The 24,834-nt window shown below is 41.9% G+C and carries 21 protein-coding genes, 1 tRNA gene and 1 pseudogene; 12 read left to right on the forward strand and 11 right to left on the reverse strand.

From position 1 onward, the window contains the following. Positions 1-5 precede the first annotated feature (5 nt). From sufD to HMPREF0106_RS19415, 3 genes are all read left to right on the forward strand, one after another. Positions 6-1,349, forward strand: coding sequence for a Fe-S cluster assembly protein SufD (gene sufD / locus HMPREF0106_RS19425; RefSeq protein WP_004309459.1), 1,344 nt, complete (start codon positions 6-8; stop codon positions 1,347-1,349). A gap of 19 nt (positions 1,350-1,368) precedes the next feature. Continuing rightward, positions 1,369-2,580, forward strand: coding sequence for an aminotransferase class V-fold PLP-dependent enzyme (locus HMPREF0106_RS19420; protein WP_004309460.1), 1,212 nt, complete (start codon positions 1,369-1,371; stop codon positions 2,578-2,580). A 291-nt stretch (positions 2,581-2,871) separates the two neighbouring features. Next, the gene (locus HMPREF0106_RS19415) at positions 2,872-3,198 is read left to right on the forward strand and encodes a heavy metal-binding domain-containing protein (protein ID WP_004315412.1); all 327 of its coding nucleotides are present in this window, start codon (positions 2,872-2,874) and stop codon (positions 3,196-3,198) included. 106 nt (positions 3,199-3,304) lie between these two features. Here HMPREF0106_RS19415 and HMPREF0106_RS19410 read toward each other — a convergent pair whose 3' ends face one another. Together HMPREF0106_RS19410 and HMPREF0106_RS27690 are read right to left on the reverse strand one after the other, a co-directional pair. Then, positions 3,305-5,494, reverse strand: coding sequence for an alpha-galactosidase (locus HMPREF0106_RS19410; protein ID WP_009039153.1), 2,190 nt, complete (start codon positions 5,492-5,494; stop codon positions 3,305-3,307). A gap of 81 nt (positions 5,495-5,575) precedes the next feature. Beyond that, positions 5,576-5,953 (reverse strand): annotated as a pseudogene (locus HMPREF0106_RS27690) (TonB-dependent receptor); the annotation flags it as partial. Between HMPREF0106_RS27690 and HMPREF0106_RS0124330 the strand changes: the two are divergent. The 4 genes from HMPREF0106_RS0124330 to HMPREF0106_RS19395 all read left to right on the forward strand — a co-directional run bounded on the left by HMPREF0106_RS0124330 (position 5,940) and on the right by HMPREF0106_RS19395 (position 11,375). After that, a complete protein-coding gene (locus tag HMPREF0106_RS0124330; protein WP_004309462.1) occupies positions 5,940-6,140 on the forward strand; it encodes a helix-turn-helix domain-containing protein in 201 nt (66 codons plus the stop codon). The pseudogene HMPREF0106_RS27690 and the gene HMPREF0106_RS0124330 overlap by 14 nt on opposite strands. Positions 6,141-6,755: 615 nt before the next feature. Continuing rightward, positions 6,756-8,960 (forward strand): sodium-translocating pyrophosphatase, encoded by a 2,205-nt coding sequence (locus HMPREF0106_RS19405; RefSeq protein ID WP_009039154.1) that lies wholly within the window; start codon positions 6,756-6,758, stop codon positions 8,958-8,960. A gap of 90 nt (positions 8,961-9,050) precedes the next feature. Further along, a complete protein-coding gene (locus HMPREF0106_RS19400) occupies positions 9,051-9,653 on the forward strand; it encodes a ribonuclease HII (RefSeq protein WP_008024096.1) in 603 nt (200 codons plus the stop codon). A gap of 180 nt (positions 9,654-9,833) precedes the next feature. Next, positions 9,834-11,375 (forward strand): DUF5723 family protein, encoded by a 1,542-nt coding sequence (locus HMPREF0106_RS19395; protein ID WP_004309465.1) that lies wholly within the window; start codon positions 9,834-9,836, stop codon positions 11,373-11,375. A gap of 136 nt (positions 11,376-11,511) precedes the next feature. On the opposite strand, the gene HMPREF0106_RS19390 is transcribed toward HMPREF0106_RS19395, so the two are convergent. Continuing rightward, positions 11,512-12,441, reverse strand: a complete 930-nt coding sequence (locus tag HMPREF0106_RS19390) for a magnesium transporter CorA family protein (protein ID WP_008770430.1) — start codon at positions 12,439-12,441, stop codon at positions 11,512-11,514. A gap of 347 nt (positions 12,442-12,788) precedes the next feature. Between HMPREF0106_RS19390 and gpmI the strand changes: the two genes are divergently transcribed. Both gpmI and HMPREF0106_RS19380 read left to right on the forward strand, forming a co-directional pair. Beyond that, positions 12,789-14,303, forward strand: coding sequence for a 2,3-bisphosphoglycerate-independent phosphoglycerate mutase (gene gpmI, locus HMPREF0106_RS19385; RefSeq protein ID WP_004309469.1), 1,515 nt, complete (start codon positions 12,789-12,791; stop codon positions 14,301-14,303). Between the two features lie 66 nt (positions 14,304-14,369). After that, positions 14,370-14,951: a DUF3109 family protein gene (locus HMPREF0106_RS19380; protein WP_004315408.1), complete on the forward strand. Its 582-nt coding sequence runs from the start codon at positions 14,370-14,372 to the stop codon at positions 14,949-14,951. On the opposite strand, the gene HMPREF0106_RS27345 is transcribed toward HMPREF0106_RS19380, so the two are convergent. The 4 genes from HMPREF0106_RS27345 to HMPREF0106_RS19360 all read right to left on the reverse strand — a co-directional run bounded on the left by HMPREF0106_RS27345 (position 14,948) and on the right by HMPREF0106_RS19360 (position 17,895). Then, positions 14,948-15,157, reverse strand: a complete 210-nt coding sequence (locus tag HMPREF0106_RS27345) for a hypothetical protein (RefSeq protein ID WP_008770429.1) — start codon at positions 15,155-15,157, stop codon at positions 14,948-14,950. The genes HMPREF0106_RS19380 and HMPREF0106_RS27345 overlap by 4 nt on opposite strands. Before the next feature lie 212 nt (positions 15,158-15,369). Further along, complete coding sequence (gene gyrB, locus HMPREF0106_RS19370) at positions 15,370-17,328, reverse strand: DNA topoisomerase (ATP-hydrolyzing) subunit B (RefSeq protein ID WP_004315406.1); 1,959 nt, start codon at positions 17,326-17,328, stop codon at positions 15,370-15,372. Positions 17,329-17,526: 198 nt separating this feature from the next. Further along, positions 17,527-17,781, reverse strand: a complete 255-nt coding sequence (gene rpsT / locus HMPREF0106_RS19365; protein WP_004309474.1) for a 30S ribosomal protein S20 — start codon at positions 17,779-17,781, stop codon at positions 17,527-17,529. 42 nt (positions 17,782-17,823) lie between these two features. Continuing rightward, positions 17,824-17,895 (reverse strand) — tRNA-Glu (locus HMPREF0106_RS19360). Positions 17,896-18,415: 520 nt separating this feature from the next. Between HMPREF0106_RS19360 and recO the strand changes: the two genes are divergently transcribed. The 3 genes from recO (at position 18,416) to HMPREF0106_RS19345 (ending at position 21,435) form a co-directional block, all read left to right on the forward strand. Then, the gene (gene recO, locus HMPREF0106_RS19355; RefSeq protein ID WP_004309477.1) at positions 18,416-19,144 is read left to right on the forward strand and encodes a DNA repair protein RecO; all 729 of its coding nucleotides are present in this window, start codon (positions 18,416-18,418) and stop codon (positions 19,142-19,144) included. Positions 19,145-19,238: 94 nt separating this feature from the next. Continuing rightward, positions 19,239-20,186 (forward strand): hypothetical protein, encoded by a 948-nt coding sequence (locus tag HMPREF0106_RS19350; protein ID WP_008642755.1) that lies wholly within the window; start codon positions 19,239-19,241, stop codon positions 20,184-20,186. A gap of 22 nt (positions 20,187-20,208) precedes the next feature. After that, complete coding sequence (locus HMPREF0106_RS19345) at positions 20,209-21,435, forward strand: acyloxyacyl hydrolase (RefSeq protein WP_008642757.1); 1,227 nt, start codon at positions 20,209-20,211, stop codon at positions 21,433-21,435. 44 nt (positions 21,436-21,479) lie between these two features. Here HMPREF0106_RS19345 and HMPREF0106_RS19340 read toward each other — a convergent pair whose 3' ends face one another. From HMPREF0106_RS19340 to HMPREF0106_RS19325, 4 genes are all read right to left on the reverse strand, one after another. Beyond that, a complete protein-coding gene (locus HMPREF0106_RS19340) occupies positions 21,480-22,229 on the reverse strand; it encodes a hypothetical protein (protein WP_004309490.1) in 750 nt (249 codons plus the stop codon). A gap of 80 nt (positions 22,230-22,309) precedes the next feature. Beyond that, on the reverse strand, positions 22,310-23,035 hold the full coding sequence (locus HMPREF0106_RS19335) for a DUF5036 family protein (RefSeq protein ID WP_008642760.1): 726 nt from the start codon (positions 23,033-23,035) through the stop codon (positions 22,310-22,312). A gap of 27 nt (positions 23,036-23,062) precedes the next feature. Then, complete coding sequence (locus HMPREF0106_RS19330) at positions 23,063-23,650, reverse strand: hypothetical protein (RefSeq protein WP_008642761.1); 588 nt, start codon at positions 23,648-23,650, stop codon at positions 23,063-23,065. Positions 23,651-23,704: 54 nt separating this feature from the next. Beyond that, the gene (locus HMPREF0106_RS19325; RefSeq protein WP_004309496.1) at positions 23,705-24,814 is read right to left on the reverse strand and encodes a hypothetical protein; all 1,110 of its coding nucleotides are present in this window, start codon (positions 24,812-24,814) and stop codon (positions 23,705-23,707) included. Positions 24,815-24,834: the final 20 nt, after the last annotated feature.

The following is a 24,834-nucleotide window of genomic DNA, read 5'->3' on the forward strand; positions in this document are numbered from 1 at the left end:
AAGTTATGATAGTTGAACAACAATATATAGACCTCTTCTCACAGACGGAAGCAATGATCTGCAAGCATAGCGCCGAAGTGCTGAATGCGCCTCGTGCAGCTGCATTTGCCGATTTTGAACGCCTCGGATTTCCGACTCGTAAGATGGAGAAGTACAAATATACGGATGTGAGCAAGTATTTTGAACCGGATTATGGTTTAAACTTGAATCGTCTGGCTATTCCGGTCAATCCGTATGAAGTGTTTAAGTGCGATGTGCCGAATATGAGTACCGCCCTGTATTTTGTGGTAAATGACGCATTTTATAATAGAGCACTTCCTAAAGTCAATCTGCCGGAAGGTGTGATTTTCGGCAGCTTGAAAGAAGTGGCCGGACAGCATCCGGAATTGGTGAAGAAGTATTACGGTCAGTTGGCAGATACTTCCAAAGATGGGGTGACTGCTTTCAATACAGCTTTTGCACAAGATGGTGTTGTATTTTATGTGCCGAAGAATGTAGTAGTAGAAAAACCGATCCAGCTGGTAAATATCCTGCGTGCAGATGTCAACTTCATGGTGAACCGCCGCGTACTAATCATCTTGGAGGATGGCGCGCAAGCCCGTCTGCTGATTTGTGACCATGCAATGGATAACGTGAACTTCTTGGCAACACAAGTGATTGAAGTATTTGCAGGTGAGAACACGGTATTCGATATGTATGAACTGGAAGAAACACATACAAGCACCGTTCGTATCAGTAACCTGTATGTAAAGCAGGAGGCAAACAGCAATGTATTGTTGAATGGAATGACCTTGCATAATGGTACTACCCGCAACACCACTGAAGTATTGTTGGCAGGAGAAGGAGCCGAGATAAACCTCTGTGGCATGGCAATTGCCGATAAGAACCAGCACGTAGACAATCATACAAGCATTGACCATGCCGTACCGAACTGCACCAGCAATGAGCTGTTCAAGTACGTACTCGACGATCAGTCGGTAGGCGCGTTTGCCGGATTGGTATTGGTGCGTCCCGATGCGCAACATACGAACTCCCAGCAAACTAACCGGAATCTTTGTGCTACGCGTGATGCGAGAATGTACACACAACCTCAATTGGAGATTTACGCGGATGATGTGAAATGTTCGCATGGAGCAACGGTAGGCCAGTTGGATGAGGGTGCATTATTCTATATGCGTTCACGAGGTATTGCAGAGAAAGAAGCCCGTTTGTTATTGATGTTCGCATTTGTCAATGAAGTGATTGATACCATCCGTTTGGAGGCACTGAAAGACCGCCTGCATCTGTTGGTAGAGAAACGTTTCCGTGGCGAGCTGAATAGATGTCAGGGCTGTGCCATTTGTAAGTAACCACTAATAATTAATAAACGTGGATATTCAAAAGATACGTGAGGATTTTCCGATATTGAGCCGTACGGTTTACGGTAAACCTTTGGTTTATTTCGACAACGGTGCGACAACGCAGAAACCCCGTCTGGTGGTTGATGCGTTGGTGGATGAATATTATTCCGTTAATGCCAATGTGCATCGCGGTGTGCATTATCTTTCGCAACAAGCTACGGAATTGCATGAGGCTTCCCGTGAAACGGTGCGTCAGTTTATCAACGCCCGTAGCACGAACGAAGTTGTCTTCACCCGCGGAACGACGGAAAGCATCAACCTGCTTGTTTCCAGTTTTGGCGACGAATTTATGGAAGAGGGGGATGAAGTGATTCTTTCCGTAATGGAACATCACAGTAACATCGTTCCCTGGCAACTGTTGGCTGCCCGAAAGGGAATTGCCATCAAAGTGATTCCAATGAATGACAAAGGCGAACTCTTGCTGGATGAATACGAAAAACTATTTTCCGAACGAACGAAAATAGTCAGCGTGGTTCATGTTTCGAATGTGCTGGGTACGGTGAATCCGGTGAAAGAAATGATTGCAACGGCTCATGCGCACGGCGTACCTTGCCTGATAGACGCTGCACAGTCTATCCCTCACATGAAAGTGGACGTACAGGAGTTGGATGCTGATTTTCTGGTGTTCTCTGCCCATAAAATATACGGTCCGACAGGTGTCGGAGTGCTTTATGGAAAAGAAGAGTGGTTAGACCGCCTTCCGCCTTATCAGGGAGGAGGAGAGATGATTCAGCATGTCTCTTTTGAGAAGACCACTTTCAACGAACTTCCTTTCAAGTTTGAAGCCGGTACGCCCGACTACATTGGAACTACTGGACTGGCAAAAGCCCTTGATTACGTGAATGGACATGGACTTGAGCAGATAGCCGCCCATGAGCATGAACTGACAACTTACGCTTTGCAACGGCTGAAAGAGATTCCCCAGATGCGTATATTCGGTGAAGCAGCCGAACGGGGAGCAGTCATCTCCTTCCTGGTAGGAGATATCCATCATTTCGACCTCGGAACGTTGCTGGATCGTTTGGGTATTGCCGTGAGGACGGGACATCATTGTGCACAACCTCTCATGCAACGTCTTGGTATAGAAGGAACTGTACGGGCTTCGTTTGCCATGTACAATACGAAATCGGAAATAGATACATTGGTGGCAGGAATTGAACGCGTCAGCAAGATGTTCTAACAATATAAGCCGCTATTCCTGTGGGATGGCGGCTTTTTTTATTCTTTAACTAAAAAAAGATGCCTTCAAGTGCAGTGATTTGAACTTTTGTGCGTCTAATAGGTAAAGAAACAAAATGTTCATTGAATATTAGGAGGGTCGTGAGACCATGCTCATATTATATAAATTCTCTCTCTTTAACATTAATCGCAGCTATATCGTAAGAAATTACGGTGTAGCTGCAACTTTTTTAGGGGGACTTGCGTCTAACTAAATACATATAACTTACAGATAACTAATAAAGAAAAAACTATGCTGATGACAACCACTCCCATCATTGAGGGAAAACGAATAGTGAAATATTATGGAATAGTTTCCGGAGAGACAATCATAGGTGCTAATGTATTCCGCGACTTGTTTGCAAGTATTCGGGATATTGTGGGTGGTCGTTCCGGTTCTTATGAAGAAGTGCTGCGTATGGCAAAAGATACAGCGTTGAAGGAAATGGAGGCACAAGCAGCTCAAATGGGAGCTAATGCCGTGATAGGTGTTGATTTGGATTATGAGACAGTTGGAGGTAGTGGCAGTATGCTGATGGTGACTGCTAACGGCACAGCCGTAAAGATTGAAGAGGATTAATTGATTATTGTTTTTTTCTACAGAGAACACGGAAGACGCAGCGCATATACTTTGTTTAGTATCAATAGTATAAAACACTGTGTCCTCCGTACTTCTGTGGTGAATATTATTCGGCAGTCAGCTCAATCACACGGCTGAAAGCCTGATTGGTAGTGAAAGCATTGATTCCTACTTTCATCAGATAATCTCCTGAATAAGTCTTCTCATTGGCAGCAAGATTCGATTTAGAGTTCGGCATCAGGTTGATTTCTTTCACCTTATACATTTTCTTCGCATCCAGTCCCTGAAGTTTAACCGGGAGCAGCTTCTCACCGAAGCGTGGGTGGATATCGTAGGTATAAAGCACTGCTTTGTTCTTATCCGGTGCGGCGTACATGACAGACATGTGATTACCATTGTATGGAGAAACCAGTCTGTACTGGTCACCATCCAGAATCACTTTCTTCAGACGCGTCCAGTTGGCAACTGCGTTTTGGCAAAAAGTCTGTTCGTCCGCATTCAGTTCTTTCAGTCCGAGGTCGAAGCCCAGTTTACACATACTTGCTACATCGGTGCGGAATTTCACGCTTGTCTTCTTGTTCCAGCTGGTTACGTGTGCATCCATTGCTTTTGCAGGAAAGATTTGTGAGAATCCCCATTGGATAAACAGACGCTCTATCGGGTCTGTATTGTCACTGCACCAGAATTCTGTGAAGTATTTCAATGCTTCGTAGTCGCAACGGGCGCCACCGCCGGAGCAAAGCATCATCGGTACGTTCGGATATTTGTCTTTGATACGTTCCAATACATTATATATACCACGTACATGGTCGATATAAAGTTGTCCTTGTTTATTCTTCAAATAGGGAGAATAAATATTTGTGATGGGAGAGTTGCAGTCCCATTTAAAGAAAGTCACTTCCGGGTTCGCTGTCAGGATGTTATCCACTACGCCAAACACAAAATCCTGTACTTTCGGGTTGCTAAGATCGAGCACCAGTTGGTTACGGTAATAGTATGTTTCGCGGTTGGGCAGAGTGATAGCCCAGTCAGGATGCTTCTCGAACAATTCACTTTTGGGGTTTATCATCTCCGGTTCGATCCAGATACCGAATTTCACTCCGGCTTCTTTGGCAGACTTCACGAGTGCGGGAATACCGCCCGGCAGTTTGGATTTCATCACTTCCCAGTCACCCAGTCCGGCATTGTCGCTGTTGCGCGGATGCTTGTTGCCGAACCAGCCATCATCCAACAAGAACATGTCTACACCCAGATGTTTGGCTTCTTTCATCAGTTCGGCAAGCAGTTTCTCATCGAATTTGAAGTACGTATTTTCCCAGTTATTCAATAAAGTCATGCGGTCGCCTTGTCCGTCTTTCAGTTGGTAGTTGCGTGCCCATGCGTGGAGGTTGCGGCTGGCTTCGCCCGTACCGTTGTTGCTGAAAGTAAAGATGAATTCGGGTGTGGTAAATACTTCGTTCGGTTTTAGTTCATAATCAGATGCATACGGGTTGATGGCGGGGATGACGCGGAGGTTGCCTACGTTGTCCACTTCAAAGGTAAACTGGAAGTTGCCTGTCCATCCGATGGTCCCTAACATGGCACGTCCTTGTGTTTCCTGTGCCGGTTGTTCAAAACCAAGTTCGAAGAACGGGTGGGTATGCATGGCGGCACGGCTTCCCAGTTTGGTGTCGATCACCTTTTTGCCGAACAATAGAGGTTGTGTGCTCATTTGTGCTTCTTTAGCCCAGTCGCTGCTGAATTCAGTCAGATAATACTCGTTTCCCGAGAAATAAAGCATGGTCGAAGCATAACGCCAGATGGTGACAGGCTTCTTTTCAGCATGTTTGATTTCACTCCACGTCTTGATGACGTTTTCTTTTGGATAAGCGATGTAATGAAGTGTGACTTCCACCGGGTACTGATCGTCTTTCAGTTGGATGACTGTCTCCGTGCCGCCTGCCACTGCTTTTTGCTCGGAAGATACATAACGGAGAATCGTGCTTGGGTTTCCATCATTGTGCGTGATTGCTACAGCCGGTTCAAAATAATCCTCGGCGCCGGAGCCCGGATATACTTCCCATCCACGGGTGGATACGCTGCCGTCACTGCCACCTTTCACATAAGGAGAAAAGTTGTTGATGTCTTTCTCGTTCAGTAACTTATCGCCCAGATAAGCCTGATAAAGTCGTCCGTTGGGAGCTACTTGGAGAATTAAGTCGGTGTTGTCCGTTGCGATGCGGATAACGTTCTTTTCCTGGGCATTCACTTGTGCCAGGGTAAACAATGCCGTAAGTAATACGAAAAGTTTCTTCATGGTTTTTAATAATTAATTAGGTATTAGTTAGTTTGTGGGCATATAATGTCACAAAGATAGTTATAATTCGTTTGGTATGAACTAGAATTTGATGCTTGCGCTAAATTCTACGGTGAATGGGCGTAAATAATTTCCACTCATATAATTTCCGGTGTATTGGGCAGCTTCTTCTTTCGTAATCAGTTCCGAACCGTTGATGGTTCCGCTGGCTCCTTTCTGATTCAGGAAGTTGATGACTGTTGCCCCCAGAGACAGGTGTTTGTTTACGTTCCAGTTGATTCCTCCGAACGTTTCCCAGCGGCCGTTGAAGTAGAGCGCTTCCTGAAGATTGGCGTACGTCTTGCCGAAATAGCGGAAACTAAGCTAGAGGCGTAAGTCTTTCGTGATGTTGTAGCTTGGGTCGAGTTCGACAAGTATCTGCGGGATCTCTTTTACGATCATTCCGTTGGCATTGACCGACCTTTCCTCACTCGATTTTATCCGTATCATCCGGCTAAAACATGCTGCGGAATTGTTGCAGGAGGGAGAATTGCGCACCAATGAAATTTGCGACAGGGTAGAATTTCAGTCACCTTCTTACTTCGCCAAAGTATTTCAGAAACAGTTTAAAGTTACTTCTACGGAGTTTGCCCAGCAGAATAAGTAGAGAATGGCATATAGTTAGTTGTTATTGGCTATTATTCGTTATCTCTTTGTTTGAATTTGAACTGAAATTAGTTCATTTCTATACGGAAATAACCCCAAATACTATTGCTGGCAATAACTCGTCAGTATGCAGCTTTTATTTCTTTCTCTTGCTTATATTATTTTTTCAATTGCCTAAGGAGTTTTCGTTTGACTATAGTTGAACGAACGCTTGACATATGTTGAACTATCGCTTGACTATAGTCAAACGAAAATTTGTTAGGCAATGAAATAACTATTAATAGGTAAACGCTTGCTTAAAAATAACTAATAAAATCATTAGTGGCAATTGGTTCCAAACCAGGCAGTTTCTGGTTAAATGGGAATTTAATTCAGACAGAAGAACATAAGAACAAAAAATAGAATAGCAGTTCAATAAGCAACAGAAATAATTTTCAAAGCGCAGCCTTTATGTTCTTTTGTTCTTATGTCTAAAAATAACTACCATCTGCTCATTTGTCCAAAGAGACGTATAAAAAATAGAATGATTCAACTCTGTAAATTCTTTCTTTTTTACTTGCTTATTTCGATTGATTTCCATACTTTTAGCCTCCGTAATCCTTTAAAAATTGACCCTATGGACAACATTCTTTTCTGGCTCGTTCCAGTCGCTTCCGTGTTAGCCCTCTGTTTTGCTTATTACTTTCATAAGCAAATGATGAAAGAGAGTGAAGGTACATCCCAAATGATAAAAATAGCTGCTGCTGTGCGCAAAGGAGCTATGTCTTATCTAAAACAACAATACAAAATAGTAGGTTGGGTATTCTTGGGGCTGGTTATTTTGTTTTCAATTATGGCTTATGGCTTTCATGTACAGAATGCCTGGGTTCCCATTGCTTTCCTTACAGGTGGATTCTTCTCCGGACTTTCCGGGTTTCTGGGAATGAAGACGGCGACATACGCGTCCGCTCGTACCGCTAATGCTGCCCGTACTTCTCTGAATGCAGGGTTAAGAATTGCTTTCCGAAGTGGTGCCGTAATGGGACTGGTAGTCGTTGGCCTGGGACTGCTCGATATTTCTTTTTGGTATCTGTTGCTGAATGCAGTGATTCCTGCTGATGCACTGACACCTACTCATAAACTCTGTGTAATCACTACCACCATGCTGACATTTGGTATGGGAGCTTCTACCCAGGCGCTCTTTGCCCGTGTAGGCGGTGGTATCTATACAAAGGCAGCCGATGTCGGAGCCGACTTGGTAGGCAAAGTAGAAGCCGGAATCCCGGAAGATGACCCTCGTAATCCTGCCACTATTGCCGATAATGTGGGCGATAATGTAGGCGACGTGGCCGGTATGGGAGCCGATTTATACGAATCTTACTGTGGCTCGATTCTGGCAACAGCCGCTCTGGGTGCTGCTGCTTTTATCCATTCGGCAGATACAGTGATGCAATTCAAGGCAGTGATCGCCCCGATGCTGATCGCGGCTGTTGGTATTATCCTTTCTATTATAGGTATATTTGCTGTCCGTACCAAGGAGAATGCGACTATGAAGGACCTGCTCGGTTCGTTGGCTTTCGGCACGAATCTTAGTTCCGTATTAATTGTTGCTGCTACATTCCTTATTCTGTGGCTTCTGCAACTTGATAACTGGATTTGGATTTCTTGTGCCGTAGTAGTCGGACTGGTAGTAGGTATTATCATCGGACGTTCTACGGAATATTATACTTCCCAATCCTATCGCCCTACCCAGAAACTAAGTGAAAGCGGTAAGACCGGACCCGCCACCGTAATTATCTCCGGTATCGGTTTAGGTATGCTTTCTACGGCTATTCCGGTAATTGCAGTCGTAATTGGTATCATTGCTTCCTATTTGTTGGCTTCCGCCGGCGATTTTGCCAATGTCGGTATGGGACTGTATGGAATCGGTATTGCGGCTGTCGGCATGCTTTCTACTTTAGGTATCACTCTGGCAACGGATGCTTACGGACCGATTGCGGATAATGCAGGAGGTAACGCAGAAATGTCTGGCTTGGGTGCCGAAGTCCGCAAACGTACCGATGCGCTCGATTCATTGGGGAATACGACTGCTGCCACCGGAAAAGGTTTTGCAATCGGTTCCGCTGCATTGACAGGCTTGGCTTTGCTGGCTTCTTATATTGAAGAAATCCGAATCGGCCTTACACGGCTTGGTAATGTAGATTTGACCTTTGCGGATGGTAGTTCCATCAGTGTGGCGAATGCTACTTTTATCGACTTCATGGATTATTATGAAGTACATCTGATGAATCCGAAAGTTCTTTCGGGTATGTTCCTCGGTTCCATGATGGCTTTCCTGTTCTGTGGATTGACAATGAATGCCGTAGGACGTGCAGCGGGGCACATGGTAGATGAAGTACGTCGCCAATTCCGTGAAATAAAGGGTATTTTGACAGGAGAAGCGGAGCCGGATTACGAACGTTGTGTTGCAATATCAACAAAAGGTGCGCAACGTGAAATGGTTGTGCCTTCCTTAATCGCTATTATTGCCCCTATCCTTACAGGTCTTATTTTCGGTGTTCCCGGTGTGCTCGGTTTGCTGATTGGTGGCTTGAGCAGTGGCTTCGTACTGGCTATCTTCATGGCTAATGCCGGCGGTGCATGGGATAATGCAAAGAAATATGTAGAAGAAGGAAACTTTGGAGGAAAAGGCGGTGAAGTTCATAAAGCAACCGTAGTAGGAGATACCGTGGGCGATCCGTTTAAAGATACATCCGGGCCGAGCTTGAATATCTTAATAAAGCTAATGAGCATGGTAGCCATTGTAATGGCAGGGCTTACTGTTGCCTGGAGTTTATTCTAAAAAAAGCAGGAAAGAAGTAAGAAAAAGGAGGCAAAACAAGTCTCCTTTTTTAATTTGAATTACCTTTGTGTCAAAATAGAAGCGATAAATATGTTATTACCTTATTTGAACGAGAATCTGATTGAAGCCGGATGTGATGAGGCCGGTCGTGGATGTTTGGCGGGAGCAGTATACGCTGCTGCGGTTATTCTTCCGAAAGATTTTAAGAATGAACTGTTGAATGATTCCAAGCAACTGTCGGAAAAGCAACGTTATGCACTGCGTGAGGTAATAGAGAAGGAAGCGATAGCCTGGGCGGTTGGCGTCGTGTCACCGGAAGAAATTGATGAAATAAATATCCTGCGGGCTTCTTTCTTAGCCATGCATCGTGCAGTGGATCAACTGACTACCCGCCCACAGCATTTACTAATCGACGGAAACCGTTTCACTAAATATCCCGACATCCCCCATACCACGGTAGTGAAAGGCGACGGGAAATATCTTTCAATAGCTGCGGCTTCTATTTTAGCCAAGACATACAGGGACGATTATATGAACCGTCTCCACGAAGAGTTTCCTTATTATGACTGGGATCACAATAAAGGCTACCCAACTAAAAAACATCGCGCCGCCATTGCCGAACGTGGAACCACTCCTTACCATCGAATGACGTTCAATCTATTAGGAGATGGACAGCTAACTTTGAACTTCTAAAGTCACTTTGTTTCATTTTGCACATATTTTCTACATTTTTCTGCAAAATAAGCACGATTTTGTTACGGATAACCCTAAGATTGTTCTGTTTAGGCTAAAAAAGTGTTATCTAGTGCTTTTATTTGTTATTGAAATGCTATATCTTTGCAAACAATAATAAGAATTAAAAAGTTTAAAATCATGGCAACGAACAAACTATTGTGGTCTTCTAAAATTATTGGGGTATTTTTTATGATGTTGGTTTGCACTCTTTCTGCAAATGCACAGTTTTTACGTACTTCTTATTTCATGGAAGGTACTCATTATCGTCAACAACTAAATCCGGCTTTAACACCGACGAAAGGTTATTTCAACCTTCCGGTAATTGGTGCAGTTAATGCAACTGTTGGTTCTACTTCATTAGGTTATCAAGATATCATTGATATCATTGATGATGGTGACGATTTCTATACTAAACCAGATTTTATGAATCGTCTGAAAGATAATAATAAGCTGAATGTGAATTTCAGTACGGAAATTCTTTCTGCAGGATGGTATAAAGGTAAAAACTTCTGGTCATTCAATATCGGTCTGCGTACAGATATCGGTGCTAACTTGACAAAATCTATGTTTACCTTCTTGAATGAGATGGATGGAATAGAAGATAATTGGAGAAATAGTAACTATGATATTAGCAATCAACAACTGAATATAAATGCTTACGCTGAAGTTGGCTTAGGACTTTCACGTCAAATCAATAGTCGTTTGACGGTGGGTGCTAGAGTGAAAGCTTTGCTGGGTATTGGTAATATGGATTTGAAACTTAATAATGTGGCAATGAACGCTAGTTTGCCTAGTGATGCTCGTATTAGTCAATTACAGGATCCTGCATATTTATCAGGTTTGGGTGTTGACGATATAACGAAGTTAAGAAGTGAAATTGAGAGCTACCATGCTAATCTGGCAGTAGATGCTCATTTGGAAAGTTCTTTCAAGGGGTTGAATTTGAAAAAGGAAGATGGACAAGACTATATTAGTGATTTCGAATTTGAGAGTAAAGATATGGGAATCGCAGGTTACGGTTTTGGTATTGACTTGGGAGCATCTTATAAGATTATGGATAATCTGACTGTATCTGCTTCTATTTTGGACTTGGGATTTATATCATGGTCGAAAAGTAGCACTCAAATAGCTAATGCTAAAGCATCAGGTATTGATATGAAGGGAAGTGACTATACATCAGGTATTGATCCTAGTGATATTCCTGGAAGTATTACTGCTATTGAAAATAACATAAAGAATTTGCAGACGGATGCCAATGGATATATGGAACGTGTTAGTGGCGGTGACGTACTTGACTATGAAATGTTGCAACTTAGAACGGAAGAAGCAAGCAAGTCTCGCAAGTCTCGTCTGGCTTCTACATTAGTAATAGGTGCAGAATACGGATTTTTCAATAACAAACTGGCTGTTGGCGCATTGTCTACAACTCGTTTTGTGCAACCCGATGCACTTACTGAATTAACATTCTCTGCAAACTACCGTCCGAAAAGTTGGTTCAATGTAGCACTTAGTTATTCAGTTATCCAGTCAGCCGGTAAATCTTTCGGTTTGGGTCTGAAGTTAGGTCCTCTGTTTGTCGGAACTGACTATATGTTCTTAGGAAAGAACTCTAACTCTGTTAATGGATTCGTTGGGGTATCTATTCCGTTAGGTGGAAGAAAAGCAAATAAAGAAGGATAAATATTTTAATTTCTCTCTAAACATTCTCTTTTAATTAATTCTCTATAGAATAAAAAACGTATAATTACAGCTTACCGTCATAAAGAATCCTTATAAAGGGTTATAGATGGTAAGCTGTTTTTTTATGTTCCTCCTTTTAGAACCACTTAATCTTCCGGAATATTACAAACGCAAGCGTTGACAATCCGATGGAAAAGAGCACAATCAAAGAGAAAGCAAAGGGCACTTCTTCCAGGTGAATATCCACATTCATGCCATAGAAACTGGCAATCAATGTCGGAAGCATCAGGACGATGGAGAGGCTTGTCATACGTTTCATGATCGTATTCACATTATTGGAGATAATAGAGGCAAAAGCATCCATTGTCCCTGTGAGGATATCACTGTAAATATTCACCGTATTGAGCGCCTGTTTCAGCTCGATAATTACATCTTCCACTAATTCAGTGTCCAGATAATCCGTATCCTGAAAAATAGTCCTTAACTTACCGATCATCACTTCATTTCCACGGATGGAAGTATTGAAGTAGACAAGTGTTTTTTGCAGTCTCATCAAGCGAAGCAAATCCTCGTTACGGATACTCCGTTCCAATTCCTTTTCTGCGGCACTGATGTCTATGTTTATCTGCTTTAGATATTTCAGGAACCACACGGCAGAAGAATAGATTAACCGGAAAATCAGATCCAGCTTGTTGCGTACAACGATCCCTTTTCGACGGGTATGCTCTATGAAATCCGGTAACAAATCTGTGTTGTGATAACAGACGGACACAATAATCTCGTTATTAGTGATAATTCCAATCGGTACGGTGTCGAAAGGCAGACTGCCATTCTGTTTGTTCACTACCGGGATACGAAGAATCGTCAACAACCAGTTGCCTTCCGTATCCGTACGCGGACGTTCGTCCGTGTCGGCTATATCGTTCAGAAATGATTCGGGTACGTTGAGAGTTTGAGTTAGAAATTCAAAGTCATCATTGTTTGGGCATACTACATTTACCCAGCTGTTGGGAAGCCATTGTGCTTTTTCCACAAAGCCAGCCTCACAATAAAGATACGTTCTCATCTTATTGCCTCCTTTCGTTTGTTTGACACGAGCAGAGGCATCAGTCTTCAATGGCTCTGTTCGCTTTAATTAATACTAGTTGTGCACGTTCGCGGGTTTGAATCGTCCATATTTCTATGATTTTAATTTAAAAGCGAGGCAAAGGTACGGAAAAATGAAGTAAGTTCCGCCTTTTGTATCCTGTTTTTCGATAAACATGTTGAAAGTTGTTTTACAAAGTAAGAAAAAGACCCATAGCCTGATACACTTCTGCCCTGTAACTTAACATAGATTAAACGTTTACGTAACCATCTTTTTTGTACCTTTGCACCCGAAAATCAGTGTGATAATTTAAATATTAAAATATTATGAGTAAGAAAGCCCTTTTAATGATCCTCGATGGTTGGGGATTAGGCGACCAAAAGAAAGACGACGTAATCTTCAACACTCCCACTCCTTATTGGGATTATCTGATGAGTACTTATCCTCACTCTCAACTTCAGGCAAGCGGTGAAAACGTGGGTTTGCCCGACGGACAGATGGGTAACTCGGAAGTAGGTCACTTGAATATCGGTGCCGGACGCGTGGTTTATCAGGACTTGGTGAAAATCAATCGTGCATGTGCGGACAATAGCATCATGAAAAATCCTGAAATTGTTTCTGCTTTCTCTTATGCAAAAGAAAATGGAAAGAATATTCACTTTATGGGGCTGACTTCTAACGGTGGTGTACACAGCTCACTCGTTCATCTCTTCAAACTTTGCGATATCGCAAAAGAATACAACATCAACAATGCATTTATCCACTGCTTCATGGATGGCCGTGATACTGACCCGAAGAGTGGTAAAGGCTTTATCGAAGAACTTTCTGCACACTGCGAGAAATCAGCAGGAAAGATTGCTTCTATCATCGGCCGTTATTATGCAATGGACCGTGACAAGCGTTGGGAACGTGTAAAAGAAGCATACGACCTGCTCGTAAACGGTGTAGGCAAGAAAGCTACTGATATGGTTCAGGCAATGCAGGAATCTTACGACGAAGGCGTGACAGACGAATTCATCAAACCGATTGTAAACGCTAACTGCGACGGAACAATCAAAGAGGGTGATGTAGTGATCTTCTTCAACTACCGTAACGACCGTGCCAAAGAGTTGACTGTCGTACTGACTCAACAAGATATGCCGGAAGTTGGCATGCATACTATCCCGGGGCTGCAATATTACTGTATGACTCCGTATGATGCATCTTTCAAGGGCGTTCATATCTTGTTCGACAAAGAAAACGTGTCCAACACATTGGGCGAATATCTTGCTTCCAAAGGCTTGAGCCAACTTCATATCGCTGAAACAGAAAAGTATGCTCACGTAACATTCTTCTTCAACGGTGGACGTGAAACTCCATTCGATAAAGAAGAACGTATCCTTGTTCCTTCTCCAAAAGTTGCTACTTATGACTTGAAGCCGGAAATGAGCGCTTTTGAAGTAAAAGATAAACTGGTAGCTGCCATCAACGAGAACAAATATGATTTCATCGTAGTGAACTTCGCTAATGGTGACATGGTTGGTCATACCGGTATTTACGAAGCAATCGAGAAAGCGGTTGTTGCTGTAGATGCTTGTGTGAAAGATGTAATCGAAGCCGCTAAAGCACAAGATTACGAAGCAATTATCATTGCCGATCATGGTAATGCTGACCATGCTTTGAACGAAGACGGTACTCCGAACACTGCTCACTCTTTGAATCCTGTTCCTTGTGTTTACGTGACAGAGAATAAGGCTGCGAAAGTAGAAGATGGTCGTTTGGCAGATGTTGCTCCGACTATTTTAAAGATTATGGGACTGGAAGTTCCGGCAGAAATGGACGGAAACGTTTTGATTAAGTAATTTAGATTTCTATAATTGGGAGGGCGGAGTAGAACTCCGCCCTTTTTGTCTCACATAAGGTTTAAAATGATACAAATAGGTGATGTAGTAGTGTCTCTTGATGTATTTCAGGAGAAGTTCCTTTGCGATTTGGGCGCTTGTAAGGGGGCCTGTTGCATTGAAGGTGATGCCGGTGCTCCGGTAGAGCTGGACGAGGTGATGGAGTTGGAAGAGGTTTTGCCGGTTATTTGGGATGAACTGGCTCCGGAAGCACGTGCGGTGATTGAAAAGCAAGGAGTAGTATATACGGATGAGGAAGGTGATCTGGTGACTTCTATTGTTAATAATAAAGACTGTGTGTTTACCTGCTACGATGAAAAAGGCTGTTGCTACTGTGCTATTGAGAAGGCTTATCGGGAGGGGAAAACAGACTTCTATAAACCGGTGTCCTGTCATCTTTATCCTATCCGGATCGGCGATTACGGGCCCTATAAAGCGGTGAATTATAATCGTTGGGATGTATGCAAAGCAGCAGTTTTGCTGGGGAAAAAAGAGAATCTTCCCGTATATCAGTTTTTGAAAGAGCCTTTAATCCGTAAGTTCGGTGAAGAATGGTACAAAGAGCTGGTTACTGTTGCTGAAGAGCTGAAAAAGCAACAATATATTTAAATTCTCTTCCGGTTCTTGCGTATGCAATATAGCTGATAAAGCAAAATGCACAATGCGATTATGATTCCGCATGCCGGCATAATCCATGCTTCCGGATGGATAATAATCAAGAAGATACAAGTCGCGATCACGCAGGAAGTCAGTACAATAAGAAACAACCTGATCTTTGCAAATAACGGATTGGGGGCAGTAGTTTTCATTTTCATAGTTATGTTTTCTTTGCTTTTTATGCAAGATAGTGATTTTGTATGGAAAACGTTTCTGCTGTTAGGTTTTATTAAGAGATGGGCGGTTGAACGATTCGAACATGAAAGCCCCTTCAGATAAAAGAAAAACGCCGATCGAAGGATGTTCCTTCGCCATCGGCGTTTCCTCGTTGTAAGATGTGAGGTTGGTTTATAAAAACGTATTATTTAAATTATGCATCGATATTTGCATACGTTGCATTCTCTTCAATAAACTCGCGGCGTGGCCCTACATCTTCACCCATCAACATAGAGAAGATATAATCAGCTTCTGCGGCGTTGTCAATATTTACTTGTTTCAGCATACGGTTTTCAGGGTCCATAGTTGTTTCCCACAACTGCTGGGCGTTCATCTCACCCAAACCTTTGTAGCGTTGTGTATGAATTGCATTTTCTGAACCACCGCCGTAAGTATCAATAAACTTCTGGCGTTGTGCGTCTGTCCAGCAATACTCTTCTACTTTACCCTTTTTGCAGAGGTAGAGCGGGGGAGTAGCGATGTACAGATAACCGTTCTGGATAACTTGCGGCATATAACGGAAGAAGAACGTCATGATAAGTGTGTCGATGTGAGAACCATCGACGTCGGCATCGGTCATGATGATAATCTTGTGATAGCGCAGCTTCTGTATGTTTGCTTCCTTGCTGTCTTCGTCAGTTCCGATAGTCACACCGAGAGCTGTGTAGATATTGCGGATTTCATCACTTTCCAAAGCCTTGTGATACATGGCTTTTTCTACGTTCAGAATCTTACCGCGTAATGGGAGGATCGCCTGGAACATACGGTTACGTCCCTGCTTGGCAGTACCACCTGCCGAGTCTCCCTCGACGAGGAACAATTCACATTTAGAAGGATCCTTATCCGAACAGTCAGCCAATTTACCCGGCAGACCGCCACCCGACATCGGCGACTTGCGTTGTACCATTTCACGGGCTTTTCTTGCAGCGTGACGTGCAGTAGCGGCAAGAATCACTTTGTCGACAATTGTTTTGGCTTCCTTCGGATGTTCTTCCAGATAATATGCTAATACTTCGCCCACTGCCTGGTCAACAGCACCCATCACTTCGTTGTTACCCAACTTTGTTTTAGTCTGTCCTTCAAACTGTGGTTCAGCTACTTTTACAGAAATAACGGCAGTCAAACCTTCACGGAAGTCGTCTCCCGAGATTTCAACTTTCACCTTTTCCAGCATCTTGCTGTCTTCGGCGTATTTTTTCAACGTACGAGTCAGCGCACGGCGGAAACCTGCCAAGTGCGTACCACCTTCAATGGTGTTGATATTGTTGACGTATGAGTGAACGTTTTCGGAGAATCCGGTATTGTACATGATAGCCACTTCAATAGGAATTCCCTGTTTTTCGGAGTTCAGATAGATCACATCGTTAATCAAGTGCTCGCGTGAAGACTCGATAAAACGCACGAACTCTCTCAAACCTTCTTCTGAATAGAATTGCTCGCTCTTGAAACTTCCGTCTTCGTTCACTACCCGACGGTCAGTCAGAGAGATGCGAAGACCGGCGTTCAGATAAGCCAATTCGCGCAGACGTGAAGCCAGAATCTTGTAGTCGTATACCGTTTCAGTAAAGATGGTACCATCCGGCCAGAATTGTTGGCGGGTTCCCGTAATGTCGGCTGTACCGACTTCCTTTACAGAATAAAGCGGTTTACCGATCTCGTATTCCTGCTGATAGATTTTGCCATTACGGAATACTTGTGTAGTCATGTGGGTAGACAGCGCGTTTACGCAGGACATACCTACACCGTGCAAACCTCCGGATACTTTGTAAGAACCCTTGTCGAATTTACCTCCGGCATGCAATACGGTCATGGCTACTTCCAGTGCCGACTTCTTTTCTTTCTCGTGATAGTCAACCGGAATACCGCGTCCGTTGTCCTGTACTGTGATTGAATTGTCTTCGTTGATTGTTACTTCGATATGGTCGCAATAGCCGGCCAATGCTTCGTCGATAGAGTTGTCAACGATTTCGTATACCAAGTGGTGAAGTCCCTTGACGCTGATGTCACCAATGTACATCGCAGGGCGTTTTCTTACTGCTTCAAGACCTTCCAATACTTGGATACTATCCGCAGAATAAGACCCGTTATTGGGAGTGATTTGTTCTTCGCTCATAATTGCCTTTCTAACTTTAATAACAGAGCAAATATAGTGAAAATTGTCGACTTGACGAAGAATAATCAGTGAAAAATAAAGAATGCGGGCGGTTTCTCTGTATTGTTAATAGGTTTGATATTCAGTGGGTTATAAACAAGAAAGGCCGAACTTAAAAGTTCAGCCTAGATGCTATATAGAATTGTTAAATTCTTGTTATTAAGCGAGCTTGTTGATGTAAAGAGCCAACTTAGATTTCAGATTGTTAGCTTTGTTTTTGTGAATGATGTTCACTTTAGCCAACTTATCCAACATCTTTGTAATGCCTGGGTACATTGCAACTGCTTCTGCTTTATCAGTAGTTGCACGAAGCTTTCTAACAGCATTTCTCATGGTCTTGCCATAATATCTGTTGTGAAGTCTTCTTGTCTCTTCTTGTCTGATTCTTTTCAGTGATGATTTATGATTTGCCATCTCGACTAATCTATTTTTTTAGTTCTTTATTCTTTTAACTTGTAGCCCGTGGGGGAATCGAACCCCCCTTTCAAGAATGAAAATCTTGCGTCCTAACCGATAGACGAACGGGCCATCCTGTTGTAGCATTTCTGCTTTTTGCTTTCTCGAATCTGTGTTTGTTTCTCGATTGCGGATGCAAAGGTAGGAACTTTTTTGAAAATGGCAAATGATTCATAGAAAAATTTTCAATGAATATGTGTTTTTTTTCACAGATGTCTTTCTTTTTGGCTGATATTCAGTGAAATATATGGTTGTGATTTTTATATAAAAAAATCTCTCCTGTGAAAAACAGTAGGAAGCATTTTTTCTTACCACCTTATTATATATAGCGAAATAAAAAAGCTGCTTATTGGTAACTTCTTTTGTAACTAAATGATTCTTTAGGCGACTAACGGAACAAATACCGGAGACGATGAATGATAACAAAGAATTTATAGGCATACTGCTACAAAATAAGCGTATCATTTATAAGGTTTGTTTCATGTACGCGCAAGATAAGGAAGTGGAAGCGATATTTAACGCCGTATGTCTCCGATTATTTTGTGTTTTTTTGTAGCTTTGCTTCGGATTGGAAACGAGATAAATATCGGTTATGCTGCAAAAAACGAAAGGAATAGTTCTTCATACATTGAAATACAATGATACATCTATCATTGTGGATATGTATACAGAGTTGTCCGGCAGGGCTTCTTTTCTTGTAACAGTGCCCCGTTCGCGGAAAGCGGCTGTGAAATCCGTACTTTTCCAGCCGTTGTCTTTTATTGAGTTCGAGGCCGACTATCGCCCAAATGCAACTCTCTATCGTGTGAAGGAAGCGAAATCCTTTTATCCTTTTTCTTCCATTCCATACGATCCGTATAAGTCTTCGATGGCACTTTTCCTGTCGGAGTTTCTTTACAGGGCTATCCGGGAGGAGGCGGAGAACCGTCCGTTATTTGCTTATCTGCAACATTCCATCATTTGGCTGGATGAGTGTGGAGACGGCTTTGCCAATTTCCATCTGGTGTTCCTGATGCGTCTTTCCCGTTTCCTGGGACTTTATCCGAATCTGGAGGATTATCATACCGGCGATTACTTTGATTTATTGAATGCCTGCTTCACTTCTATTCGTCCCCAGCTGCATTCTTCCTATATCAATCCCGAAGAGGCTGCCCGTCTCCGTCAACTGATGCGCATGAACTATGAGACAATGCATCTCTTTGGCATGAGCCGTGCGGAGCGTACCCGTTGCCTGACGATTATGAATGATTATTACCGCTTGCATCTGCCCGACTTCCCGGCATTGAAATCATTGGAGGTGTTGAAAGAACTGTTTGATTAATTAGTAATTTCTTGCAGGTTTGTATGCTGTTCCTGAAAATATATGTTACTTTTGTCGGTAGAGAACAAAAGAGAATGAACAAGCGAGAAACAATATGAAAAGATTCCTGTACCTGACGGTCTGTTTTTTTATCCTAGGGAAGTTTTATGGTTGTAACGGAGACGTGTTTGTCGACGACTTCCGTTCTTCCGATTCCGAACTGACGCTGGACGGGAACGGGGATGTTGCCACTATTCAATTTGCAGCTGCCAATTGGGATTGGATGTATGTAGCCTTCGATTTTCCCATTCAATATAACATATATGATGCGGACAATCGCCTGATAACAACCGACCAAGGTCCATCGCTGAACGGGTTGGGAAAGATTGTGTGCACCGGAGAGATGATTGATTTCACCATCGAACGCGTTCATCCCAAAGAAGTGAAGATAACGGTGGGCGAGAATGCCCTTTCCGCTCCTTTTCAATTCCAGCTCAGGGCGAGCAACGAGTATGAGTGGCAGGAGATACGCGTCGAGATTTCTCCGACAGACAGATATGTGATGGATAGTATCATTTATTCTTTGGATGCATACTCTTACGATCCGGAAAACAAGATAGAGAAAAAAGAAGGCGTCTCCTTTCATAACTTAACAGATGGTTCGTCTACATACACGCTTTTTCCTTTCGAGTCTTTTTACCATTTTATGAGATTTAAAAGCGATGTGCCCGAAGCCTTTCAACTACTGGGCGAAGCTGGTCTGACAGTGGAAATACCAAGCATGAAAGATGGATATTTAGGGATGAACGGTAAACGGGCGCCATTCATTTCTGCGCAACAAATGTTGCCTTGCTCCAATACGGAGCAGAAAAAAGACATAATCCCTCCCAGGACTTCTCGATACTACATCTTATCGATGGTATATGATTGGTTGGAAACGAGATATACCCTTTATGTTTCTCACCCCAAAACCAAGAAACAACGAATCGTAACCGGCACGTTGCATAGCGAAATGCCTGTAAAATACTACATAACACACAAGGATATCCCTTTCAACAACTAACCGATCAACAACTAATATATCAATGATTAGAAATAGGAACGCCATACGGTTACTGTGCCTCCTTTGCCTTCTGGTACATCCGGCAATCAACGCAAATCTGGAAGCCCAGACAATCATTGGGCAACGGAACGATAGCGTCAGCCATCCCCTGATCTGCCATCAGCTTGGCTTCGACATCCGTCCGGGATATATCGTCTCCACCCATAGTTTTCTGCAAGGAGACAATGCGCAGCAAAAGAAAATCGACCAATCGCTTTCCTTCCATTTCAAGTACGCTTTCAGATTCAGCAAAGAATCCAACCTCGGCAGGCTCTTTCCCCATACCTATCAGGGTATTGGCATTTCCTACCATACTTTCTTTAGTCCCGCTGAATTGGGAAATCCCGTGTCGGTATACGCTTTTCAAGGGTCACGTATCGCGCAACTGTCCCCCCGTCTGTCGTTCGATTACGAATGGAACTTCGGGGCTTCTTTTGGCTGGAAGAAATATGATGAACTATCCAATCCGCAAAACGTGCTGATTGGCTCCAAGATCAATGCGTACATCAATCTCGGCTTTTTGCTGAACTGGCAAGTTCACAAGTACTGGAAACTGGCGGCAGGTGTAGATCTCACCCATTTTTCCAATGGAAACACGCATTATCCCAATGGCGGTCTTAATGTTATTGGAGGAAGAATCGGCATCGTGCGTACTTTGGGCGTGGATGAGGGACCCGGTCCCATCACTCCCGGACGGCTCTTTATAAAACCTCACGTCAGCTATGATCTGGTGATCTACGGAGCCACCCGCAAAAGAGGACTGATTGGAGACGATGTGTCGAGTATGATTCCCGGTTCGTTTGGCGTGGCGGGCGTCAATTTCGCCCCGATGTATAATTTCAACAACTATTTTCGGGCAGGGTTTTCTGCCGATGCGCAATATGATGAGAGTGCCAATCTTAAAGAGTATAGAGTGGGCGAGTATTACTCGGGCGATTTGAAGTTTCATCGTCCTCCTTTCCGCGAGCAGTTTTCCGTAGGTTTATCTCTTCGGGCAGAGCTGGTGATGCCTGTTTTCTCTATCAATGTCGGCGTCGGTCGGAACCTGATATACAGCGGTGATGATACAAAAGGGTTCTATCAAGTTCTGGCTCTCAAGACTTATGTCACCCGTCATTTGTTTCTACACGTGGGGTATCAGTTGAGCAAATTTAAAGACCCCAACAATCTGATGTTGGGGCTTGGATATAGATTTCATGATAAGCGATGAAAGAGTAATCTTCGCTTGTTAATAACTTCCTTTTTTCAATTTAATTAAAATGTAAGCCCTCCTAATTGAATTATTCCATTATCCTTCCAAATATAATTAACTTTTACTTCTGTGATACCGGCATCAGGATACCGTTGCTGATATTCTACTGTTTTATCACTCTGTAGGATATATCCGTATGACATTCCTGTGGCAAATTTAAAACCGAATTTCTCTGTTTTATTATCATACATTAGGGTTAAAGAGGTAATGTTCCATTCGTATGTACCTTCTTTGAATATTCCCGAATCAGTTTCCATTGTGAACTTCTTGGTTTCCTGATTGAATGTATAAGTGGCACCAATGAATGGTTTCTCTTTTTCTCGTAATTCAACTTCTATTTCTGGGGGGATTTTTAGATCTACAGCTTTTATTATTACTCCCGGATAATCAGGGTTACCTTTTAATGGAATTCCCCAATTGATGATTTCCGGACTGTTGAAGTATTTGACATATACGTAGATTTCACATGCTATTTTTTTATTATCAGTATCGATAAGTCGTATCATGGTGCTCCCACTTTTGTATGTAGCGATGCATACGCCCATTTCGTCAAGAGTTGCAGTTGCAATTTCTTGATTTTCTGATTCTAACTTATAGTTGTGCTCTGTTAAGTCTGTTTCTATGATGACATGCCTTGTGTCTCCTTCCCATATAGAAACTGATTCCTTTTCAACTTCGTATGGTTGTTCTTCAGAGCAACCATACGAAGATGCCAGTAATAATACGAATAGTAAAAATCTATCAATTCTCATACCTTTAAATGTTTGTTGCAAATATATGCTAATATGGGTGATAATCCCTTTGTTTTACTGGCTAATAAAGTCTTTATTGCTTATTCCACGTGGACTTCTACGATCGTAAAGACATTGGTTGAACGGATATAAAGGTCAAATGTTCCATAAGGTCCGTTGACAATGTCAGGTGCTTTAGTTAGGGTTATTCTTAATTTGTTATTGGCATATGTTACATTTAATCCTTTTATACCTGCGCTATGTTCTTTTAAGAAAAACTCAATATCTTGGGGTAATGCTAATTCAACCGTTTCACCTATGCGGTAAAGGCTTCCAATATTATACCTATATGCAGGCAGTCCATTATTGTTAGGGAAAACAGATATATATTTTACAATTGCACCGATATTCATGTCACTATTTACTATTTTAGATACAACATAGGCTTGATAATAACTTGTTTCTACTTGAATAGCGTAATTGCCTGACGGAAAATCTATCAGTGTATTTTTATTAAAAATCTGATAAATATGCCCGGGTGTAACCGCCACTTCGTGTGTGAGGTTGGTTAACGAGGGCAGAATATTTGCTCCAACTCCTGCGCCATTTCCTACGTCAGAAATGAAATTTTTAGATGTGATAAAATTATTGGCTTCATTGATGTAAACATTTGATTCACCTAAATAGGTTTTTCCATTATGCTCATTAAGCATATTGAGTGTGATGGTGTCTGCCGGATCTTCTGGTGTGTCATCATCACTACAATTAACGAAACACATAGTACAAAGGGATAATAAGAAAATCCCAACTATTTTCTTTGTATTCATTTTTTTAATTTTTAATTTATCAGGAACTTAGTTTGACTTGTTGCTTAGAAATATTTTATCGATATAATAGTCAATACTCTTGGAAGTATTGCGGAATAATAGTTGAAGCTTGTATTTCCCTTTAGGATATTCTTCTTGAGAAGGTAAAAAGAACCTTATTTTGGCGCTTTCATGAGAAGGTATTAAATATCCAAGATCATTTTTTACATAATTATCCGGATAAACTAAAGGAATCCATGAATTATTACTTTCTCTATAGTGCAAGAAAGTATTGCTAATATAAATAATTGTATCGTTTGTATTATTAGTAATTTCTGTTTTCAAGAATCCGTCTTTTGAGCAGGGGGCTTTTAATAAAAAGCGCACTTTTATATTCTCATTTTCTCTTGTAATAAATTCTTCCCCCTGCATTTGTTTTTCTTCTACAATCGTTTCTCCTGGCTCGATGGAATTAATGAAATGTGATATATCCATTTTATATGAATTAAGAGAGTCGATACTATTTTCATATTCAAGGTTTACAGTGCTTTTAGAATTGCCTGTTTTATTATGACAACTGATTAGCATGAATAAAACAATTCCATTGGTTAGCAAAATCGATATTAATTTGAGCATAAGTTAAGTATGAAATGGATTGGATAAGTTACTTATCCAATCCATTGGTAATTATTAGTTGAAATGAGCATTTAGTTTTGATGCTATATTATCAACCTTAACAAATATAGATGTGAAAGCTGTGCTTCCTTTATGTATACCTATTACTTTTTTACTATCTGTAAGATATACTGGTCCCCCGCTATCTCCGAACGCACTTAAATATGTAGCTTCACCCATATCTGTATAGTATATTCCATCGGCATTTACATTTGCATTGGTACTTGTAATATAACCTTCAGATTGAGCTATAGTCTCTCCTAACTTGGTTACATTATCTCCTGCCCAAATATTATATTCTTCTCCAGTAAGATTTCCATTATTGGGAACGATGGAGAAATTAGTTATACTAATGAATGCTGCATCAACGGAACCACCTTGGATTGAAAAGTCACAACTACCGATTAGTGTGTTATTATAATATGCCGGGTCACCCGTGTTATAAGCATGTCCTGCAGTAACAAAACCGTCAGTGTTAAATCTAGTAGCTCTATATCCCATTGACGCAGTGCCTTTAGGTGTGCCTATAGAACTTCCTGGCGATAATGAGTGGTTTTGAAATTCTCTTGTGCATTGTTTAAATACAATTCCTGAAAAGTTCACTACTTCTGATTTAAACTCTTTTATTTCCATTTCATTAGATTTGTCAAGTTCTACCACGACACAGTTCTCAAAATCATTCAGATAATAGTATCTTATATTCTTGGCAATTTGAGAATCTTTATTACTGCTAATAAATGAAGTTATTTTGGTTAGAACATTATTCAGCTCCGTATAAGAATAATTGCCTTGTGTATATATGACATCATTCTCACCTATTAACCTTATAAGAGTGGCTTTGGTACTTTCTATTTCTCCTTTAAGAAAAACAACAAGTTTACCATTCCCGTTAATATAACTTCCCCCATAATAGTCCGGATAGTCACTAGTACTTAATGAACGAGTTTTTGTCATTCCAAATGATTCTAATAATCTTATACCAGCCTCACGAGCTTTTTCATTGTTTCTTTTTACAATGTTTGGCTGTTCGTTGTTTTCTCTTTGAAGTACATCGTCTGAAGAACATGATGATACGACTAATCCGAAAAACAGCAGAATGGTCAAAGGTAACAATAATTTTTTCATAAGCGGATAATTTGAATTAA

The organism is Bacteroides sp. D22 (genome assembly GCF_000163675.1).
Taxonomy (GTDB): Bacteria; Bacteroidota; Bacteroidia; order Bacteroidales; family Bacteroidaceae; genus Bacteroides; species Bacteroides xylanisolvens.

What these genes read in the sequence shown, in the direction of transcription:
- sufD (WP_004309459.1), top strand. Translation starts at nt 6, where the DNA reads ATGATAGTTGAACAACAATATATAGACCTCTTCTCACAGACGGAAGCA.
- HMPREF0106_RS19415 (WP_004315412.1), top strand. Translation starts at nt 2,872, where the DNA reads ATGCTGATGACAACCACTCCCATCATTGAGGGAAAACGAATAGTGAAA.
- HMPREF0106_RS19410 (WP_009039153.1), bottom strand. Translation starts at nt 5,494, where the DNA reads ATGAAGAAACTTTTCGTATTACTTACGGCATTGTTTACCCTGGCACAA.
- HMPREF0106_RS19405 (WP_009039154.1), top strand. Translation starts at nt 6,756, where the DNA reads ATGGACAACATTCTTTTCTGGCTCGTTCCAGTCGCTTCCGTGTTAGCC.
- HMPREF0106_RS19400 (WP_008024096.1), top strand. Translation starts at nt 9,051, where the DNA reads ATGTTATTACCTTATTTGAACGAGAATCTGATTGAAGCCGGATGTGAT.
- HMPREF0106_RS19395 (WP_004309465.1), top strand. Translation starts at nt 9,834, where the DNA reads ATGGCAACGAACAAACTATTGTGGTCTTCTAAAATTATTGGGGTATTT.
- HMPREF0106_RS19390 (WP_008770430.1), bottom strand. Translation starts at nt 12,441, where the DNA reads ATGAGAACGTATCTTTATTGTGAGGCTGGCTTTGTGGAAAAAGCACAA.
- gpmI (WP_004309469.1), top strand. Translation starts at nt 12,789, where the DNA reads ATGAGTAAGAAAGCCCTTTTAATGATCCTCGATGGTTGGGGATTAGGC.
- HMPREF0106_RS19380 (WP_004315408.1), top strand. Translation starts at nt 14,370, where the DNA reads ATGATACAAATAGGTGATGTAGTAGTGTCTCTTGATGTATTTCAGGAG.
- HMPREF0106_RS27345 (WP_008770429.1), bottom strand. Translation starts at nt 15,157, where the DNA reads ATGAAAATGAAAACTACTGCCCCCAATCCGTTATTTGCAAAGATCAGG.
- gyrB (WP_004315406.1), bottom strand. Translation starts at nt 17,328, where the DNA reads ATGAGCGAAGAACAAATCACTCCCAATAACGGGTCTTATTCTGCGGAT.
- rpsT (WP_004309474.1), bottom strand. Translation starts at nt 17,781, where the DNA reads ATGGCAAATCATAAATCATCACTGAAAAGAATCAGACAAGAAGAGACA.
- recO (WP_004309477.1), top strand. Translation starts at nt 18,416, where the DNA reads ATGCTGCAAAAAACGAAAGGAATAGTTCTTCATACATTGAAATACAAT.
- HMPREF0106_RS19350 (WP_008642755.1), top strand. Translation starts at nt 19,239, where the DNA reads ATGAAAAGATTCCTGTACCTGACGGTCTGTTTTTTTATCCTAGGGAAG.
- HMPREF0106_RS19345 (WP_008642757.1), top strand. Translation starts at nt 20,209, where the DNA reads ATGATTAGAAATAGGAACGCCATACGGTTACTGTGCCTCCTTTGCCTT.
- HMPREF0106_RS19340 (WP_004309490.1), bottom strand. Translation starts at nt 22,229, where the DNA reads ATGAGAATTGATAGATTTTTACTATTCGTATTATTACTGGCATCTTCG.
- HMPREF0106_RS19335 (WP_008642760.1), bottom strand. Translation starts at nt 23,035, where the DNA reads ATGAATACAAAGAAAATAGTTGGGATTTTCTTATTATCCCTTTGTACT.
- HMPREF0106_RS19330 (WP_008642761.1), bottom strand. Translation starts at nt 23,650, where the DNA reads ATGCTCAAATTAATATCGATTTTGCTAACCAATGGAATTGTTTTATTC.
- HMPREF0106_RS19325 (WP_004309496.1), bottom strand. Translation starts at nt 24,814, where the DNA reads ATGAAAAAATTATTGTTACCTTTGACCATTCTGCTGTTTTTCGGATTA.